At 60.2% G+C, this 18,518-nt stretch carries 20 protein-coding genes; all 20 read left to right on the top strand.

What is annotated here, in order from left to right; all coding sequences use genetic code 11:
* Complete coding sequence (locus tag HFD94_RS00190) at positions 1 to 1,686, top strand: MFS transporter (protein WP_029518976.1); 1,686 nt, start codon at positions 1 to 3, stop codon at positions 1,684 to 1,686.
* Entirely contained in the window at positions 1,683 to 2,777 is a 1,095-nt protein-coding gene (locus HFD94_RS00185; protein WP_010669812.1) for an HlyD family secretion protein, read from the top strand. The genes HFD94_RS00190 and HFD94_RS00185 overlap by 4 nt, the downstream gene beginning before the upstream one ends.
* Positions 2,774 to 4,159 (top strand): efflux transporter outer membrane subunit, encoded by a 1,386-nt coding sequence (locus HFD94_RS00180; protein WP_371742505.1) that lies wholly within the window; start codon positions 2,774 to 2,776, stop codon positions 4,157 to 4,159. The genes HFD94_RS00185 and HFD94_RS00180 overlap by 4 nt, the downstream gene beginning before the upstream one ends.
* Positions 4,160 to 4,425: 266 nt before the next feature.
* Complete coding sequence (locus HFD94_RS00175; RefSeq protein ID WP_010669813.1) at positions 4,426 to 4,812, top strand: hypothetical protein; 387 nt, start codon at positions 4,426 to 4,428, stop codon at positions 4,810 to 4,812.
* A 230-nt stretch (positions 4,813 to 5,042) separates the two neighbouring features.
* A complete protein-coding gene (locus HFD94_RS00170) occupies positions 5,043 to 5,774 on the top strand; it encodes a beta-ketoacyl synthase chain length factor (protein ID WP_167432692.1) in 732 nt (243 codons plus the stop codon).
* Positions 5,767 to 6,567, top strand: coding sequence for a 1-acyl-sn-glycerol-3-phosphate acyltransferase (locus tag HFD94_RS00165; protein WP_022625895.1), 801 nt, complete (start codon positions 5,767 to 5,769; stop codon positions 6,565 to 6,567). The genes HFD94_RS00170 and HFD94_RS00165 overlap by 8 nt, the downstream gene beginning before the upstream one ends.
* 13 nt (positions 6,568 to 6,580) lie before the next feature.
* Positions 6,581 to 6,838 (top strand): phosphopantetheine-binding protein, encoded by a 258-nt coding sequence (locus HFD94_RS00160; RefSeq protein WP_010669816.1) that lies wholly within the window; start codon positions 6,581 to 6,583, stop codon positions 6,836 to 6,838.
* A 16-nt stretch (positions 6,839 to 6,854) separates the two neighbouring features.
* Complete coding sequence (locus HFD94_RS00155; RefSeq protein ID WP_010246453.1) at positions 6,855 to 7,109, top strand: acyl carrier protein; 255 nt, start codon at positions 6,855 to 6,857, stop codon at positions 7,107 to 7,109.
* 7 nt (positions 7,110 to 7,116) lie between these two features.
* Positions 7,117 to 7,680, top strand: coding sequence for a hypothetical protein (locus HFD94_RS00150; protein ID WP_167432691.1), 564 nt, complete (start codon positions 7,117 to 7,119; stop codon positions 7,678 to 7,680).
* On the top strand, positions 7,677 to 8,996 hold the full coding sequence (locus HFD94_RS00145; RefSeq protein ID WP_167432746.1) for an AMP-binding protein: 1,320 nt from the start codon (positions 7,677 to 7,679) through the stop codon (positions 8,994 to 8,996). Before HFD94_RS00150 ends, HFD94_RS00145 begins: the two co-directional genes overlap by 4 nt.
* Positions 8,983 to 9,330, top strand: a complete 348-nt coding sequence (locus tag HFD94_RS00140; protein ID WP_010669819.1) for a 3-hydroxyacyl-ACP dehydratase FabZ family protein — start codon at positions 8,983 to 8,985, stop codon at positions 9,328 to 9,330. The genes HFD94_RS00145 and HFD94_RS00140 overlap by 14 nt, the downstream gene beginning before the upstream one ends.
* Positions 9,324 to 11,033 carry a glycosyltransferase gene (locus HFD94_RS00135; RefSeq protein ID WP_050680298.1) on the top strand — a complete coding sequence of 570 codons (1,710 nt, stop codon included), beginning with the start codon at positions 9,324 to 9,326 and terminating at the stop codon, positions 11,031 to 11,033. Before HFD94_RS00140 ends, HFD94_RS00135 begins: the two co-directional genes overlap by 7 nt.
* Positions 11,026 to 11,439: a thioesterase family protein gene (locus tag HFD94_RS00130; protein WP_010246444.1), complete on the top strand. Its 414-nt coding sequence runs from the start codon at positions 11,026 to 11,028 to the stop codon at positions 11,437 to 11,439. The genes HFD94_RS00135 and HFD94_RS00130 overlap by 8 nt, the downstream gene beginning before the upstream one ends.
* Complete coding sequence (locus HFD94_RS00125; RefSeq protein WP_167432690.1) at positions 11,433 to 12,041, top strand: outer membrane lipoprotein carrier protein LolA; 609 nt, start codon at positions 11,433 to 11,435, stop codon at positions 12,039 to 12,041. The genes HFD94_RS00130 and HFD94_RS00125 overlap by 7 nt, the downstream gene beginning before the upstream one ends.
* Complete coding sequence (locus tag HFD94_RS00120) at positions 12,028 to 14,334, top strand: MMPL family transporter (protein ID WP_167432689.1); 2,307 nt, start codon at positions 12,028 to 12,030, stop codon at positions 14,332 to 14,334. Before HFD94_RS00125 ends, HFD94_RS00120 begins: the two co-directional genes overlap by 14 nt.
* Positions 14,331 to 14,903, top strand: coding sequence for a DUF3261 domain-containing protein (locus HFD94_RS00115; protein ID WP_022625891.1), 573 nt, complete (start codon positions 14,331 to 14,333; stop codon positions 14,901 to 14,903). Before HFD94_RS00120 ends, HFD94_RS00115 begins: the two co-directional genes overlap by 4 nt.
* Positions 14,900 to 16,060, top strand: coding sequence for a beta-ketoacyl-[acyl-carrier-protein] synthase family protein (locus tag HFD94_RS00110; protein ID WP_167432688.1), 1,161 nt, complete (start codon positions 14,900 to 14,902; stop codon positions 16,058 to 16,060). The genes HFD94_RS00115 and HFD94_RS00110 overlap by 4 nt, the downstream gene beginning before the upstream one ends.
* Positions 16,050 to 16,526 (top strand): 3-hydroxy-fatty acyl-ACP dehydratase, encoded by a 477-nt coding sequence (locus HFD94_RS00105; protein WP_010246435.1) that lies wholly within the window; start codon positions 16,050 to 16,052, stop codon positions 16,524 to 16,526. Before HFD94_RS00110 ends, HFD94_RS00105 begins: the two co-directional genes overlap by 11 nt.
* Complete coding sequence (locus tag HFD94_RS00100) at positions 16,523 to 17,254, top strand: 3-ketoacyl-ACP reductase FabG2 (RefSeq protein ID WP_010246433.1); 732 nt, start codon at positions 16,523 to 16,525, stop codon at positions 17,252 to 17,254. The genes HFD94_RS00105 and HFD94_RS00100 overlap by 4 nt, the downstream gene beginning before the upstream one ends.
* Positions 17,251 to 18,486: a beta-ketoacyl-ACP synthase gene (locus HFD94_RS00095; RefSeq protein ID WP_181955338.1), complete on the top strand. Its 1,236-nt coding sequence runs from the start codon at positions 17,251 to 17,253 to the stop codon at positions 18,484 to 18,486. The genes HFD94_RS00100 and HFD94_RS00095 overlap by 4 nt, the downstream gene beginning before the upstream one ends.
* Positions 18,487 to 18,518 lie beyond the last annotated feature (32 nt).

Raw genomic sequence — 18,518 nt, 5'->3', positions numbered from 1 at the left:
GTGGCAAAGCGAAATCCCTACGCTGCACGCGAGTGGTTGCCGCACGAAAAACCGATGCTGCCGGGATCGCCCTCGACGCCGCTGCATCCGATGCCAAAACGTCTGGCGTTTGGCCTGATCGGTTTACTTATCTCGCTGACCGGTGCGCTGAGTAACGCGCTGGTCACGGCGAATCTGGTCAACCTGCAGGGTACCTTTGGTGCCTGGTCGAATGAGATTGCCTGGCTGCCCGCGGTCTACGTGATGGGAAATATCTCTATTAACCTGCTGCTGGTGAAATTCCGCCAGCAGTTTGGCCTGCGTGTCTTTACCGAGGCGTTTCTGGTGCTGTATGTACTGGTGGCGTTTTTCCATCTCTTCGCCAACGATCTCAGTTCGGCGATCATTGTGCGCACCGCTCACGGTATGGTGGCTGCGGCGCTCAGCTCTCTGGGCATCTACTATCAGGTACAGGCCTGGCCTGCGAAGCATCGCCTGAAAGCGCTGGTGATTGGCCTGACGGTATCGCAACTGGCTATCCCGCTGGCACGTTTATTCTCTTCGGAATTGCTGCAGCTCAACGAGTGGCGCGGTCTCTATCTGTTTGAACTCGGTCTGGCGCTGATTGCGCTGGGCGGGGTACTGCTGGTGAAACTGCCACCGGGCGATCGCATCAAAACCTTTGAAAAGATGGATTTCGTCACCTTTATCCTGCTTGCACCCGGTATGGCGCTGCTGTGCGGCGTACTGACGCTGGGCCGTATTGAGTGGTGGTTTACCACGCCCTGGCTCGGTATCTGTACCGCGATCGCCCTGACGCTGATTGTCGCTGCGATCGTCATTGAGCATAACCGGCGCAACCCGCTGATCAATACCCGCTGGCTAAGCAGCGGCATGATGGTGCGGCTTGGCATTGTGATGATCATGATCCGTATCGTACTGGCGGAACAGAACACCGGTGCAATCGGCTTTCTGCAGCAGATTGGCTTGCAGAACGATCAAATGCGCGGTCTGGCGCTGGCGATCATGGCCGGGGTTATTGCGGGCATCGCCGCCAGTGCGCTGACCATCAAGCCCAATCATCTTAACTGGCCGATTGTCACCTCGCTTGTGGTGATGATTATCGCCTCGCTGATGGATGCGCAATCCAGTCCGCTGACCCGCGCCAGCAATATGTATTTCAGTCAGTTTCTGCTGGGCTTCAGCAGCGCCTTTTTCATGGCACCCGCGATGCTGATGGGCATTGGCAGCGTGGTGACTCAGCCGAAAAATCTGGTGAGCTTCGTGGTGCTGTTTGGCATGAGTCAGAACCTTGGCGGGCTGATCGGCTCGGCTATTCTTGGCACGTTTCAGGTCTGGCGGGAAAAATATCACTCCAGCCTGCTGGGCGATCAGCTCTCACTGCTCGATCCCAACGTCACCGAACGGCTCAGCCAGTATAATGCGCTGTTTAATTCGCTGGTGGGTGATGACGTTCTGCGCGGCGCGCAGAGCACCAGCCAGTTACAGGTAATCGCCACGCTGCAGGCCAACGTGCTCGCTTATAACGACACCTACCTGTTAACCGCTGCGCTGGCACTGGTCACCCTGATGTGGGTGATCTGGCGTTTGACCCGTCGTCGTTATCTTGACTGGCGTCAGGCGCAATTTAACCTGCGTGAGCAGCAACAGCTGGCCGCATTACAGGAATCAACGGAGAAACAATGAGTCAGCAGGATGAGCTTCAGGCGGCGGAACGCGAACGCGCGAATCGCCGCCGTATTCTTTCTATCGCCGCAGGCAGCGGCATTGTGGTGATTGGTGTACTGGTTATTCTTTATGCCTGGCAACTCTGGCCCTTCACCAGCGCAATACAAAGCACCGAGAATGCCTATGTGCGCGGTCAGGTGACCTTTATCAGCCCGCAGGTTAATGGCTATCTCACCTCAGTCGAGGTGATCGATCTGCAGCCGGTGAAAAAAGGGCAGTTGCTGATGACGATTGACGACCGTATCTATCGCCAGCGGGTGCATCAGGCGCAGGCGCAGCTGGCGATGAAGCAGGCGGCGCTGAACAATAACCTGCAGCAGCGTCGCAGCGCAGAAGCGACCATCCAGAGCAATAAAGCGGCACTGGAGAATGCCAAAGCACAGGCGCTGAAAAGCGGCTTCGATCTGAAGCGTGTCGAAAATCTCACGGCGGATGGATCCCTGTCAGTGCGTGAGCGCGATGCCGCCCGGGCCGCAGACGCCCAGGCGCAGGCACAGGTTCGTCAGGCTGCGGCGCAGATCGCCGTTGCCCAGCAGAATCTGCAAACCGTCATCGTTAACCGTGACGCGCTGAAAGGCGATGTCGACAGCGCCCGCGCCGCGCTGGAGCTGGCGGAGATCGATCTGGCGAATACCCGAATTACCGCGCCCGATGATGGCCAGCTCGGCCAGCTGGCGGTCCGCACCGGCGCCTATGTCACGGCAGGTACGCGCCTGACCTCGGTGGTGCCTAATCACAAATGGATTATCGCGAATCTGAAAGAGACCCAGCTGGCAAATATTCGTCCTGGCCTGCCGGTGACGATTCGGGTCGATGCGCTGGATGGCAAACGCTTTACGGGTCAGGTTGAATTTATCTCTCCGGCCGCAGGCTCAGAGTTCAGCGCGATTTCGCCCGACAACGCCACCGGTAACTTCGTTAAAATTGCGCAGCGCATTCCGGTTCGCATCCGCATCAATGACCAGGATATGCATCAGTTACGCCCGGGTATGTCGGTCGAAGTCAACATCGACACCGCCGCACAACCCGCTGGTGAGGGTGCGCCATGATGCGGCGCAGCTTAATGGTAAGCGCACTGGCACTCCTTCTGACCAGCTGTGCCACGCAGGTTGAAAAGGCACCGGCCTCTCTGCCGATCCCCGACGCCTGGCGCAATAGTGTCGGGCCATCTGCTGCGCCGGAGGCGGAGTGGTGGCGCGCTTTTCATGATGAAAATCTCAACCGGCTGGTGACGCAGGCGCTGCGCAATAACCCCGATATCCTCACGGCGCGATCCCGGGTTGACCAGTATCGCGCCCAGCTACGCGCCACGCAGGGCGATAACTTTCCGACCCTGAGCGCCGGTGTGGCCGCGACCCGTGAGCGTACCCTCTCGTCAGTGACGGGCCAGCCCTATGAAACCGATATTTTTCAGGGCTTATTACAGGCGAACTACGAGGTCGATCTCTGGGGAGCACGCAGCAGCAGCATCACAGCATCGCAGGCGAGTCTAGCGGCGCAGCAGGCCGCTGCGTCTGCCGCCGAGCTGACCATCGCCAGTTCGGTGGCGTCAGGTTATCTCAACCTGTGCGCGCTGGATGAGCAGTTGCGGGTCACGGAGGCGACGCTGGCGACCCGCAACAATTCGCTGAAGCTGGCACAGCGTCAGTTTGAAACCGGCTACACCTCCAGGCTGGAGTGGATGCAGGCCGCCTCGGAATATCAGTCGGCCAAAGCGCAGATGCCTCAGTTGCAGCACCAGATCACCCAGCAGGAGAATGCGCTGAGCCTTCTGGTGGGTATGAACCCGCGCAGCATCGCCCGTCGTCAGCAGTTTGACCAGATTTCACCGCAGCGGATGCCGTCACTGCTGCCATCAGAGCTGCTCAATCGCCGTCCGGATATTGTGCAGGCTCAGCGCCAGTTACTGGCCGCAGATGCCAGCCTGGCATCATCGCGCGCTAAGCTGCTGCCTGGGCTTAACCTCACTGCGACCGGCACCCTGCAGAGTTCGGTGCTGCACCAGTTAGCGGATGATCCGTTCCGGCTGTGGAGCGTGGGCGGCAGCATCCTGGCACCGCTGCTGAACCGTGAAGCGCTGACGGCGCAGGTAGATGTCTCAATGGCGACGCGCAATCAGGCACTTTATGGCTATGAAAAAGTGGTGCGCAACGCCTTCTCGGAAGTTAACGATGCAATAGACGCCATCAGGCAGCGTGAGGCACAACTTCAGGAGCTGCAAAAGCAGGAAGCCTATGTAACGGAGGCGCTGCGCATTGCCCGCAATCGCTATCAGAACGGCTACGCCTCCTATCTGGATGAACTGGATGCGCAGAGAACCCTGTTTTCAACGCAGCTGAATCGGGTGACTGTCAAAAATAACCTGCTGCTGGCGCAGATCGATCTCTACCGCGCGCTGGGCGGTGGCTGGACACCCGCCTCCACACAGTAATCCCCAGACCGATCCAGCCGCAGCCAGAGTTTCTGCGGCCGGGATCGGCCTCTGCGCTGTCGGGGCGACTGCGTATATTCCCCGCTTTAATCCCCCAAATAACCCCCTAAAACCCATGCATACTTCTGCTTACCTGTCTTTACATTCGGTGGTATCATGCGCGGGTTTTAAGCCAGCCAGACGGAAAAGCGCACTGAAAGCTTAGCCTGCGCGAGACGGATTATCCGTTTAACTTACTGATATAAAAATAAAAGAAGGGATTCATCATGAATAAAAAAACTATTTGCACGCTGGCCGTGGTCGCTGCGTTATTAACCGGCTGCGCGCGCACTGCGCCGATTCATAACGTGAATCAAACGCTCACTCAGCGTTACAGCGACAACCAGATGAAACTGGCGATCATTGAAGCGGGTATTGGCCGGAAATGGGTGATGACTCCCGTTTCGCCTGGCGTGATCAATGGTCGTCTGGCCCAGCGTGATTTCGTGGCGACTATTCGCATTACGTATACCAGCCAGAACTACCGCATCGATTATGTCAGCAGTGAGAACCTGAAAGCGGAGCAGGGCGAGATCCACAATAACTACAACCGCTGGATTGCCAATCTCGATCAGGATATTCAGTTACGACTCTCTGCTCTTGCCGCTCAGTAATGCGTGCGCTGTCGCAATGATGTGTCGACAGCCGATCAAAGCATAAAGATCTCCGGCAGCCGGCCGACAAATCAGATGAGCTGCTATTGCTGAACCACTGAGTAACCCTCTACCGTGAAGGCCTGATGCGGAATCGGCAGAGGGTTTCCCGGACGCACTTTTTTTGCAGAGGGCCGGGATGACGCCCCGATGAACGCCGACGCCACACATATGACAAAAAGAGTGTTGAGATGAGACTCGCTTACTCACTGGTCGACTGGCAGGCTCTGGCTCCGGGATTACACGGGGGCGAGGGCTGGCAGCACTGGGCGCAACAGGGCACCGTCATAGACCCTAAAGAGGCGATGGCAAAGCCGCAATTTTTACCGATGATGACAGCACGTCGTCTGAGCGGCGGCAGTCGTGCGGCGGTAGAGTGTGGGCTGGCGCTGCTCGCGCGTCAGCAGGTTGACGCTATCGTGTTCACCAGTCGTCACGGTGAACTGGAACGTAATCTGCGTATCCTCACTACGCTGGCCGATCAGCAGTCAATGTCACCCACGGATTTTGCCATGTCGGTTCACAATTCGGCGGTCGGCAGCCTGACCATTGCAGCCAAAGCACCACTGGTCTCCACCTCAATCGCCGCCGGAGTCGACTCGTTTCAGCAGGGATTGATCGAAGTCAGCGCGCTGCATCAGGCGGGTTATCAGCAGGTACTGCTGGTCGATTTCGACGGCATCGTGCCTGACTACTATCTGCCGTGGCTGCCGGAACAGCGTGTGAACTTTCCCTATGCGATGGCGCTGCTGCTGCGCCCGGGCGACCAGCTGCACTGCACTGGCCGTCCTGGCAGAGAGGAGAGGGCAGACACAGGGTTACCGCAGAGCCTGCGCTTTCTGCAGCAGTGGCTGGCGGAATCGCCCACCTTCAGCCTGCCGGGCGAACGCCTGACATGGCACTGGGAGATTCATCATGGCTGATTGTTCACAACCGGCGCACTACACCGGCAGCCGCATGAACTATTGCTGGCGGCTGGTGATGACGGCGGTGAGTTTTACGCTGTTTGGCATAGGCGGACTGCTGCTGTCGCTGATTGGCTTCAACCTGCTGCTGCTGGTACAGCGCGATTCGCTGCGCCGCCGCCTCCTGGCCCGACGCGCTATCGCCTTTAGCTTCCGTTGCTTTCTGCGATTCTGCCGGATGACCGGGGTCTATGACTACCGGATTGAAGGCGCAGAGCTGCTGCAACAGGATCGCGGATGCCTGATTGTCGCCAATCATCCATCACTGATCGACTATGTGATGATCGCTTCGGTACTGCCAGAGATGGATTGTCTGGTTAAAGCCGATCTGCAAAAGAACCCCTTTATGCGTGGGGTGATCCGCGCCGCGGACTATCTGATCAACAGTGAAGCGGAGACGCTGTTGCCGGACAGCCAGCAGCGACTGGCGCGCGGCGACAATATCCTGATCTTTCCGGAAGGCACCCGCACCCGCTACGGTCATCCACTGACTCTGCAGCGCGGGGCAGCCAATATTGCGGTGCGCGCCGGATGCGATCTGCGTGTGGTTCACATCACCTGTAGCCAGCGTATGCTCGATAAACAGAGCCGCTGGTATCAGATTCCGCCGGTTAAACCGCTGTTTACCGTGCGTGTACAAACGCGAATCGACAGTCAGTCGTTTTGTGAAAGTAATCCCGATGCGCAGCCGCTGGCCGCGCGTCGCCTGACCCGCCATTTACAGCAGGCGCTGGTCCCCCAGAACAGGTAAGACGAAAACCGGTATGGATTCATTAATTAACGATATCAAACAGATGATTATCGACACGCTGAACCTTGAAGATCTCAGTCCCGATGATATAGAGACCGACGCTGCACTGTTTGGCGACGGACTGGGGCTGGACTCGATTGATGCACTGGAACTTGGCCTGGCAGTGAAAAATCGCTACGGCGTGGCGCTGTCCGCTGAGAGTGAAACCCTGCGCGCCCACTTTTTCTCTGTTGCGACGCTGGCTGCGTTCGTCAACCAACAGCGCGGCTGAAAGCGGAGACAACCTTATGATGAACAAAGAACAGATCTATCAGGAAGTGGCTTCGCTGCTGACCAGCCTGTTTGAAATTGCGCCTGAGGATATCCATCCCGAGGCACGTCTGTATGAAGATCTCGAACTCGACAGCATTGATGCCGTCGATATGGTGGTTCATCTGCAAAAACGTACCGGCCGTAAAATTAAACCGGAAACCTTCCGCGCAGTGCGCACCGTGCAGGATGTGGTGGATGCCGTGGAACAACTGATGCGCGAAGACGCCTGATCCCGCCGTGCCTGCTGCTACGCTTCGCCTGCTGAATCTGCTTACGCTACTGGCCTGGCCACTGCTGGTCTGGCTGGCGCTGACCCAGCCGCGCTGGCAGGGGCTTTTCTGGCTGCTGGCACTGCTGTTTGGCCTGCGCTGGCTGCAGCTGCGTCGTCAGCAAAACGCCATGGGCGCGGTCATGGGCTGGCTGGCGCTGCTCGGCGCACTGCTCTGTGTCAGCAGCCAGCTATTACGCACTCAGCATCTGCTGCTGTGGTATCCGGTGGCGGTCAATCTGGCGATGCTGCTGGTGTTTGGCGCCTCACTCTGGAGTGCGATGCCGCTGGTGGAACGCATCGCCCGGCTGCGTGAGCCCGTGCTTCCCCCTGCGGCAGTGCGCTATACCCGCCGCGTCACCCAAATCTGGTGCCTGTTTTTTATCGGCAACGGCAGCATGGCGCTCTATACCTGTTTGCTGGGCGATCTGCAGCTCTGGACGCTGTGGAATGGCGGCATAAGTTATCTGTTAATCGCAGCGCTGATGAGTGCTGAATGGCTGGTACGTCAGCGTGTGAGGCGAAAAGCATGAGAGTGGCCGACTGGCTGACGGGAGACGATCGCGAGGTTGCCTGGCGCGGCGACCAACGTTTGATGCTCAGCGCGATGCATCGTCAGGTCGTGGCGCTCCGCCAGCGCTTGGCAGCACAACCGGGCAGCTACTGGGCGCTCTGTTTTGATGACAGTTATCGTTTTTGTGTGGCGCTGCTGGCATGCTGGTATGCCGGCAAAACGCCGGTGATGCCGGGTCACTGCCGCGCCGCGCTGCTGGATGAGAGGCATGATCGGCTGGATGGCGTGCTGTGCGACATGCCGCTGGCGGTCAGCCTGCCGCTGCTGGCGTGGGACGACGCAGAAGCGCAGGGGCCGCTGCCGCCGCTGCCGGAGAGTGCAGAACTGGTGCTCTTCACCTCGGGATCCACCGGCGCACCGCGTCAGGTAGTGAAGTCGCTGGCGGTGATGGAGCAGGAGAGTCGCTGGCTCAGCAGCCTGTGGGGCGAACCGTTGCGGGGGTGCCGGGTCATCGCCTCGGTCAGCCATCAGCATCTCTACGGTTTATCGTTTCGACTTTTCCTGCCGATGATGCTCAGGCTGCCGTTTGCCGCCCAGCCGCTGTTTTACGGTGAACAACTGGCCCAGCTTCCGCGCGACGTTCGCTATGCCTTTATCAGCAGCCCGGCCTTTTTATCGCGGCTGGACAGCACGCTGAAAGCGCCCGCCTGTGAACTGATTGTCTCTGCCGGTGGCGCACTGCGCGACTCTGATGCGGAGCAGGTCTGGCAGCGATTTGGCTGTCAGGTCAGTGAAATCTACGGCAGCACCGAAACCGGCATTCTGGCCTGGCGTCAGTATGATCGGGCGGAGGCGCCGTGGCGCTGCTTCCCGCAGGTCAGGCTGGAGCAGGTGACGCCCGATCGCTGGCAGGTCTGGTCGCCGTTGATTGCCGGTGACAGCGGGCTGCAGCTCGACGATCGACTGACTATGCAGCCGGACGGCGGATTTCAGCTTGCAGGCCGCCACGATCGCATCGTAAAAATCGGTGACAAGCGCATCTCATTAAGCGAGATAGAGCGCCGTCTGACCGACCTGCCGGAAATAGAGGATGCCGTAGCGCTGGTGGTCACGCGTCATGAGCGTCAGGCGATTGGCGTCGTGCTGGCGCTGAACAGCGCGCTGGATGAGGCGGCTCTGCATCAGCGCAGGCAGCAGTGGAAACGCCAGCTGCAGCGCTGGCTGGAACCGCTGGCGATGCCGCGCTACTGGCGGATTGTGGCCACTATTCCGGTGACCACCCAAAGCAAACGCGCCTGGCCGCAAATAGAGGAACTTTTTCATGTTGCCGATTGAACGCAGCCGGGAGCTGCGGGCTGACAGCGTCACGCTGATCCTGCAGATAGATGCCGGACTCTTCTGGTTTCAGGGCCACTTTCCGCATCTGCCCATTCTGCCGGGTGTGGCTCAGCTCGACTGGGTGATGCACTACGGCGTATCACTGCTTGCGCCCGGTAAACAGTTTGCCGCCGTTGATAACATTAAATTTCAGCAGCCGGTATTACCCGACTCGCTATTGCAACTGCATCTGGACTGGGACGCTGAAAAATCCCGCCTGAGTTTCCGTTACAGCCTGCTGAAGAACGACGGCGAGCAGATCGCCAGCAGCGGGAAGATCGCGCTGTGTTAAGCGCCCCGTTTTCACCCTGCGTGGTGATCCCCTGCTACAACCACGGCGCGATGATGGCGTCAGTGCTGGCACGGCTGGCACCCTTTAATCTGCCGGTAATCGTGGTGGATGATGGCAGCGATGCGGCCACACAGCTTCAGCTGGCGACGCTGCACGCCCCGCAGCTCAGCCTGCTGCGACTCGACAGCAATCAGGGTAAAGGCGCGGCGGTGATCCACGGACTGCGGGCCGCGGCGGCACGCGGCTTCACCCATGCGGTGCAGCTTGACGCGGACGGCCAGCATCAGGCGGAAGATCTGCCGCTGATGCTGGCGGAAGCGGAGCGTTATCCCGACGCGCTGATCTCCGGTCAGCCGCTCTATGACGACTCGATCCCCAAATCACGCCTTTATGGTCGCTACATCACCCACTTCTGGGTCTGGATTGAAACGCTGTCGCTGTCGATCCGCGACAGCATGTGCGGCTTCCGCGTCTATCCCCTGGCCGCGACGCTGGCGCTGTGCGATCGCCGGGCCATCGGTCAGCGCATGGATTTTGACACCGAGATCATGGTGCGGCTCTACTGGCAGGGAACCCGCAGTCGCTTTATCCCGACCCGCGTCACCTATCCGGCCAGCGGGCTGTCACACTTCGATGCGCTCTACGACAACCTGCGCATCTCCTGGATGCATACCCGGCTGTTTTTCGGCATGCTGCCGCGCATTCCTCGTCTGCTGGCGATGCGTAAACCGCCGACGCACTGGTCTGCGGAAACGGAGCGGCGCGGACAGTGGGGATTACGTTTTATGCTGGCGGTCTATCGCTACGGCGGGCGGCTGCCCTTTACGCTGCTACTCTGGCCGGTAGTGGCGGTCTATTGGCTGAGCGGTCAGCGCGCGCGACGCGCTTCCCGGCAGTGGCTGGCGCAGGTCACTGCCGCCGCTCAGCAGCAGCAGATTGCGTTACCGCCACGGCTTAACAGCTACCGCCATTTCCTGCGGTTCGCCGGGGCAATGCTGGATAAAGTGGCCAGCTGGCGCGGCGATCTGCGCTGGGGACGTGATATCGATTTTGCGCCAGGCGCAGAAGCGGTGATCCGCACACCCACGCCGCAGGGCAAGCTGATTCTCGCTTCCCATCTTGGTGACATTGAAGCCTGTCGCGCGATGGCGCAGCAGGTCAGCGGACTGGTGATTAATGCGCTGGTGTTTACCGACAACGCCCGGCGTTTTCGGGCGGTGCTGGAAACCATCGCCCCGCAGGCGGGGGTGAATCTGATGCCGGTGAGCGATATCGGGCCGGAGACCGCTATCCTGCTGCAACAGAAGCTGGATGCGGGCGAATGGGTGGCGATTGTCGGGGATCGCACCGCGGTCAATCCGCAGCGCGGCGGCGAGCGGCGGGTGATCTGGAGCGACTTTCTGGGCCGCGCCGCGCCCTTTCCACAGGGGCCGTTTGTACTGGCGGCCGCGTTGCGCTGTCCGGTGCTGCTGATGTTCGCCCTGCAGCAACAGGGTAAACTGCGTATTCACTGTGAGCCCTTCGCCGATCCGCTGCTGCTGCCGCGTGCGCAACGTCAGCAGGCACTGCAACAGGCGGTCGATCGTTACGCAGCGCGGCTGGCCCATTACGCACTGCTGGCGCCGCTCGACTGGTTTAACTTTTTCGATTTCTGGACGCTGCCTGATCAACAGGCGCACCACAAGGAGTCTGACCATGACTGAACATCATGCTGAAGTCGTGCTGACCGTCTCATTCCACGACTGCGATCCCATGGGGGTGGTCTGGCACGGCAACTATTTTCGCTTTTTCGAAGTGGCGCGTGAAGCCCTGCTGCGCAGCATTAACTACAGCTATGGCGAGATGGCCGCCAGCGGCTACGTCTGGCCGGTGGTCGATACCCGGGTCAAATACCGCCAGCCACTGCGCTGCGAAGAGACGATCCGCGTCAGCGCCCGGATTACGGAATATGAGAACCGTCTGCGCATCGACTATGAAGTGCGAAATGCTGCCGGCCAGATCACCACCAAAGCGCATACTCTGCAGGTGGCGGTGGAGCAGGAGAGTCAGGCGTTGTGCTTTGTTTCACCCGATATTTTACTGGAACGTTTAGGAGTGAAAGGATGCTGAAAATTGTGCTTACCAGCCTGCTGCTGTGGGCCAGTGCCGCCAGCGCGGTCACGCTGGATCAGCTGCAGCAGCGTTTTGCCAGCCAGCCGGTGATTCGGGCAGACTTTATCCAGACGCGCACCATTTCCGGCATGCGTCAGCCGCTGGTCTCGCACGGGCAGATGCTGATCGCTCGCGAGCAGGGCTTATGGTGGCATCAGCAGACACCCTTTGTGATGACGCTGCTGCTGGATGATAAACGCATGGTGCAGAGCCTCAGCGGCCAGAAGCCTCAGGTAATCACCGCCGACAGCAACCCGCAGATGTTCCAGTTCAACCATCTCTTGCGGGCGCTGTTCCAGGCCGACCAGAAAGTGCTGAACGAGAACTTCAGCGTGGCCTTCAGCGATCGCGGCAACGGAGCCTGGACGCTGGAGCTGACGCCCAAAGTGGCGCCGCTCAACAAAATCTTCAACCGTATCTCGCTGGCGGGCAGCGCCTTCCTGGACAGTATCAATCTGGATGATAAGCAGGGCGATAAAACGCAAATAGAGCTCAGCAACACCCGAATTGAACCGCCGCAGTTAAGCGACGAGGAGCAGGCGCGTTTTGCCGGGCCGTAACGATCGGCTGCTGGCTCTCCTGTGGCTGGCCCTCTGTCTGCTGCTGGCGGCTGCGCTCTCTTTTTTGCTGCCGCGCAGTCAGCTCAACAGCAGTGTGCTGGCGCTACTGCCGCAGCAGAATCTGGGGGCGGCACCGCCTGCGCTGCAGCAGGGCTTTATGCAGCGGCTGGATCGCCAGCTGGTGTGGCTGGTTTCACCCGGTGAGCAGGACGATCCCCAGGTCGCCGACTGGTGGCTGGCCCAGCTGCGCGCGCTGCCTGACCTGAAACAGGTGCAGGGTGATCTCGACGGGCAACAGCAGCAGCAGTGGGGCCGCTTTGCCTGGCAACACCGTAACGGCCTGATCGATGAGGTGACGCGCGACCGCTTGCAGAACGGCGGCGAGGCGCAGGCTGACTGGCTGCTGGCGCAGCTCTTTTCGGCCTTCTCTGGCGTCAGCAGCAAAGAGTTGCAGGGCGATCCCCTGATGCTGGTGCGGGGTTCGCAGCTGGCGCTGGCACAAAACGCCGGGCGCATGACGCTGCATGATGGCTGGCTGACAGTAAAAGATGCACAGGGTCAGCAGTGGTATTTTCTGCATGGCGAACTGGCGAACAACGCCTTCAGTATGCAGCAAAGTCATGCGCTGGTTACCCGACTCAGCGCGCTGGAGCAACAGCTTAAAAGCCGCTGGCCGCAGGCGAAACTGCTGACGCGTGGCACGGTGCTGTTCAGCGACAACGCCAGCCAGCGTGCGCAGCATGACGTTAAAACGCTGGGCAGTGTGACGCTGGGTGGCGTCGTCCTGCTGGTGCTGCTGGTCTTCCGCTCACTGCGCCCGCTGTTGCTGACGGTCACGTCCGTGGCCATCGGCGCGATGGCGGGCACGGTGATGACGCTGCTTTGCTTCGGTGAACTGCATCTGATGACGCTGGTGATGAGCCTGAGTATTGTCGGCATCTCTGCGGATTACACGCTCTATTATCTCACCGAGCGCATGGTTCACGGCGATCAGCAGACGCCGTGGCAGAGTCTGCGAAAAGTCCGCGGCACGCTGCTGCTGGCGCTCGGGACCACCGCCATCGCCTGGCTGCTGATGCTGCTGGCACCGTTCCCGGGGCTGCGGCAGCTGGCGGTGTTTGCCGCCAGCGGATTAACGGCTTCCTGTCTGACGGTGATTCTGATCTACCCGTGGCTGGTACGCGGATTACCGGTGCGTCCGGTGCCGCTGATGGTGCCTCTGGCGCGCTGGCTTGCCGCCTGGCGTCGCCAGCGCGGGCTGCGCGTCGGATTACCGATGGCGATGGCGATCTTCGCGCTGGCCGGTATCGCCCAGTTAAAGGTGGATGATGACATCGCCCATCTGCAAAGTGCGCCTGCGCATCTGCTGGAGCAGGATCGCCAGCTGGCAACCCTGACCGGACAGCGCGCCGATCAGACCTGGTTTGTGGTCTGGGGCGATGACGCGCAGCAGACGCTGCAGCGACTGGAAAAACTGGCACCGGATCTGCACCAGGCGCAGCAGCAGGGCTGGCTGCAGCACTATCGTCTGCTGCCGCTGACGTCGCTGGCGCAGCAACAGCGGGATCTTCAGCTGTTGAAACAGGCAGCACCGGATATTACGGCCCGCCTGCAGCAGGCGGGTATCACGCTGCCGGCACCGAATCTGACCCCGATGCCGGTAACGCCAGAGGCGTGGCTGTCGAGTCCGCTGAGTGAAGGCTGGCGACTGCTGTGGCTGACGCTGCCAGACGGGCGCAGCGGTGTTTTGATCCCCACCAGCGGCGTAAAAAACAGCGCTGCACTCGCGGAGCTGACCAAACAGCATCCGGGCGTCAGCTGGATTGACCGTAAATCAGGTTACGATTCGCTGTTCAGCTTCTGGCGCACCCTGCTGAGCGGGTTACTGGCGCTGGCGCTGCTGCTGATCACCCTGAGTTTTGTCCTGCGACTGGGGTTAAAGGCGGGCTTACGCAGCGCGCTGCCGTCAGTGCTGTCGCTGGCGATGGCGCTGGCAACGCTGGGCTGGATCGGTGCGTCGCTGAATCTGTTTGCGCTGCTGGCACTGATTCTGGTGCTGGGCATCGGCATTAATTACACGCTCTTTTTCAGCAACCCGCAGGGTACGCCGCTGACCTCGTTGCTGGCGGTGTCGCTGGCGATGATTACCACCTTACTGACGCTGGGTATGCTGGTATTCAGCAGCACCAGCGCGATTGCCAGTTTTGGCACAGTGTTATGCAGCGGCATCTTCAGCGCTTTCCTGCTGTCGCCGCTGGCGATGCGACCCACCCGATCAAGGAGTAAACGATGATCCGCGCCGCTCTTATTCTGCTGACGGCTCTGCTGCTCAGCGCCTGTGCCGGACCTGCACCCGACAGCAGCCGTCCCACCGCCTGGCTGAAACCGGGCGTGAAGGTGACGCTGCCACCGCCGGGCATCCGTCCCGCCTTCCAGCAGCAGCAGTTGCTGACCGGACAGGTGAAAGGCCAGAGTCAGTCACTGCTGGTGCTGCTCAGCGCCGATGAACAGCAAATTGATCTGGCCGGACTCTCCTCGGTGGGTATTCGTCTGTTCAGCCTGCGCTACGATGCCAGCGGTATTCACACCCAGCAGCTGATGCCGCTGCCGCAGATGCCGCCTGCCAGTCAGGTGCTGGCGGATATTATGCTCAGTTACTGGCCACGGGAGCTGTGGCAAAAACAGCTGCCGCCAGGCTGGACGCTGCAGGATCAGGGGTTAAAGCGACGGCTGATCGATGCCGATAATAAGCTGGTTACCGAAATCGATTATCTGCAACGCGGTAATCAGCGCCAGCCCATCAGCATTCAGCAGCATGCGTTTGGCTATCAGATCCGCATTCAACATCTGGACGGCTCATGATTTACATCTCTGCCATCGGCATGCTGAATGCCCTGGGGAACAACACTCAGCAGATTGCGGCCAGCCTTACCAGGGGTGAGGCACCCGGCATGCAGCTGCGTCATGGCTGGCTGAGCGGCGACCGCGCCTGCTGGCTTGGCAGGGTTGAAGGCGATTTGCCATCGGTTCCTGCTGCCCTGAGCGTGCACAACACCCGTAATAACCAGCTGCTGCTGGCCGCGCTGGCGCAAATCCGTCCGGTGCTCGACGCGGCGATTGCTCACTATGGTGCCAGCAGAGTGGCAGTTGTGCTGGGAACCAGCACCTCGGGCGTGGATGAGGGCGATCAGCAGATTGGCGGCAGTCAGTCCGGTTATCACTATCAGATGCAGGAGCTGGGCGATCCCTCCCGTTTCCTGGCTCACTATCTAAGCCTGGATGGCCCGGCCTATACCATTTCAACCGCCTGCTCCTCCAGCGCCCGCGCCATTATCAGTGGTGAGCGGCTGATCGCGGCAGGGCTGGTGGATGTGGCGCTGGTGGGCGGTGCGGACTCGCTGAGCCGGATGCCGATCAACGGATTCGACAGCCTGGAGTCGCTCTCTGAACGTCGCTGCGCTCCCTTCAGCCGCGATCGCGACGGCATCTCGATTGGCGAAGGGGCCGCACTGATGCTGCTGACGCGGGAACCGCAGCCGCTGGCGCTACTGGGAGCTGGCGAATCGTCTGACGCCTGGCACATGTCCGCTCCCCATCCGCAGGGCGAGGGCGCTGAACGGGCGATGCGTATGGCGCTGCAACAGGCGAACCTGTTGCCAGAGCAGGTGGGTTATATCAATCTGCACGGCACCGCGACGCCGCTTAACGACCAGATGGAAGCCGCCGTGATTCAGCGTCTGTTTGGCAATGCGGTGCCGTGCAGCTCGACCAAACATCTGACCGGCCATACGCTCGGCGCGGCGGGAGTGTGTGAAGCCGCCCTCAGTGCGCTGATCCTGCAAAACAATCTGCCGCTGCCCGCGCAGGATTTCAGTGAGATGGCGGCGGATGAGACGCTGCCGGATTGCGGATTGTTATTACAGCCGCAGGCGCTGCAACGGCCTGTCATCGCTTCTAACTCCTTCGCCTTTGGCGGCAACAACACCTGTCTGATTCTGGGACGCCAACATGGTTATTAATTCTCCCGCGGCACGCTGGCTGCCGCACGCTGCGCCGATGCTGCTGCTTGATCAGCTGATCGCCGTTGATGATGAGCAGGTTCACTGTCAGGTGTCGACCTGCGCCGGTGGCGTACTGACACCGTTTCTGACGCCTCAGGGTGAACTGCCCGCCTGGTTTGGCGTGGAGATGATGGCGCAAACCGTGGGCGTCTGGTCGGGCTGGCATGCAAAGCAGGGCGGCGCCACCCTTATCCCGCCCGGCATGCTGCTGGGCGGACGCGGCTGGCGTGCAGAGCGATCCCTCTTTCCCGCCAGTGTTACGCTGGATATCAGAATGACGCTGCTGATGCGCGATGACCGCATGGGCAGCTTTGAGGGTGACATTCATTACGGCACTCAGCGGCTTGCCAGCGGTCGTCTGAATACGTATCAACCCAATGAAGCAGAATTACAGCAATTGATGTCACAAGGAAATCAGCCATGACAGATTCGGTATTAGTGACGGGCGCCAGTAAAGGGATTGGCCGCGCGATTGCGTTGCGTCTCGCCCAGGATGGCTATCAGGTTATCGTCCATTTCAACCGTGACCGCGCAGGCGCTGAGCAGTGCCTGCAGCAGATCGAAACCGCAGGCGGCAGCGGCCGTGTGCTGGGATTTGATGTGGCCGATCGGGCAGCAACCCGCGCTGCGCTGGAGGCGGATATTGAGCAACATGGCGCCTATTATGGCGTGGTAAGCAACGCCGGTATTACCCGCGATGCGGCGTTTCCTGCCCTGACGGATCAGGAGTGGGACAGCGTCATCCACACCAATCTCGACAGTTTTTACAATGTGATCCAGCCCTGCGTGATGCCGATGATCGGTCTGCGGCGCGGCGGCCGCATTATCACCCTCTCGTCGGTGTCGGGGATAATGGGCAATCGTGGTCAGGTGAACTACAGCGCGGCGAAAGCGGGCATTATTGGTGCCACTAAGGCGCTGGCGATTGAGCTGGCGAAACGCAAAATCACCGTTAACTGCATCGCGCCAGGCCTGATTGATACCGGTATGGAGGGGCTGGAACCTCAGGTGATTGAGGAAGCGATGAAGATCGTGCCGATGAAGCGCATGGGCGCGGCTGAAGAGGTCGCCGGACTGGCGAGCTATCTGATGTCCGATATCGCAGGCTACGTGACGCGTCAGGTCATTTCTATTAACGGAGGCATGCTGTGATCCAGCGGGTAGTCGTAACCGGCATGGGCGGCGTAACCGCCTTTGGTGAGTCCTGGGCTGAAGTTTCGGCACGGATCCGTGCGGGCCGCAATGCGGTGCGCTTTATGCCGGAGTGGCAGATCTACGACGGGCTGCATACGCTGCTCGGCGCACCGGTGGATGACTTTGTGCTGCCGGCGCACTACACCCGCAAGCGCATCCGCGCCATGGGCCGCGTTTCGCTGCTGGCAACGCGCGCGACCGAGCTGGCGCTGACCCAGGCGGGCCTGATTGACCATCCGGTGCTGACCAGCGGAGAAACGGGTATCGCCTACGGTTCTTCCACCGGCAGCACCGGGCCGGTCAGCGAGTTCGCCACCATGCTGACCGAAAAGCACACCAACAATATCACCGGCACCACCTATGTGCAGATGATGCCACACACCACGGCCGTTAATGCCGGGCTCTTTTTCGGCCTGCGCGGCCGGGTGATCCCGACCTCCAGCGCCTGTACCTCTGGCAGCCAGGCGATTGGCTATGCCTGGGAAGCGATTCGTCACGGGTATCAGACGGTGATGGTGGCTGGCGGCGCAGAAGAGCTCTGTCCGTCGGAAGCCGCGGTGTTTGACACCCTGTTTGCCACCAGTCAGCGTAATGACGCGCCGCACACCACGCCTGCACCTTTTGATCAGCAGCGCGATGGTCTGGTAATTGGCGAAGGGGCGGGCACGCTGATCCTTGAGTCGCTGGAACATGCCCTGGCACGCGGTGCAACGATCTACGCCGAGATCACCGGTTTTCATACCAACTGCGACGCCGCCCATATTACTCAGCCGCAGCGGGAAACCATGCAGATCTGCATCGAGCGGGCGTTGCAAAGCGCCGGTATCACGGCCGCAGACGTTGGTTATGTGAATGCGCACGGCACCGCCACTGAACGGGGTGATATGGCCGAAAGTCTGGCGACGGCGGCGGTGTTTGGCGAAACGACGCCGATCTCCTCGCTGAAGTCCTATTTTGGCCATACGCTGGGTGCCTGTGGGGCGCTGGAAGCCTGGATGAGTATTGAGATGATGCGGGAAGGGTGGTTTGCGCCAACCCTGAACCTGACGCAACCGGCAGCAGATGGCGGCCAGCTGGATTACATCATGGGTGAGCCGCGTGAGATTGAAACCGACTATATCCAGAGCAACAACTTTGCCTTTGGTGGCATTAATACTTCACTGATCTTCAAACGCTGGCGCAGCGTCTGATCTCAGGCCCGTGCCGCGCTGGCACGGGCCAG

Origin of the sequence: Pantoea sp. EKM20T (assembly GCF_011800485.1) — a bacterium.
Classification (GTDB): domain Bacteria; phylum Pseudomonadota; class Gammaproteobacteria; order Enterobacterales; family Enterobacteriaceae; genus Pantoea; species Pantoea agglomerans.
This window is presented reverse-complemented; position numbering and strand designations above follow the sequence as displayed.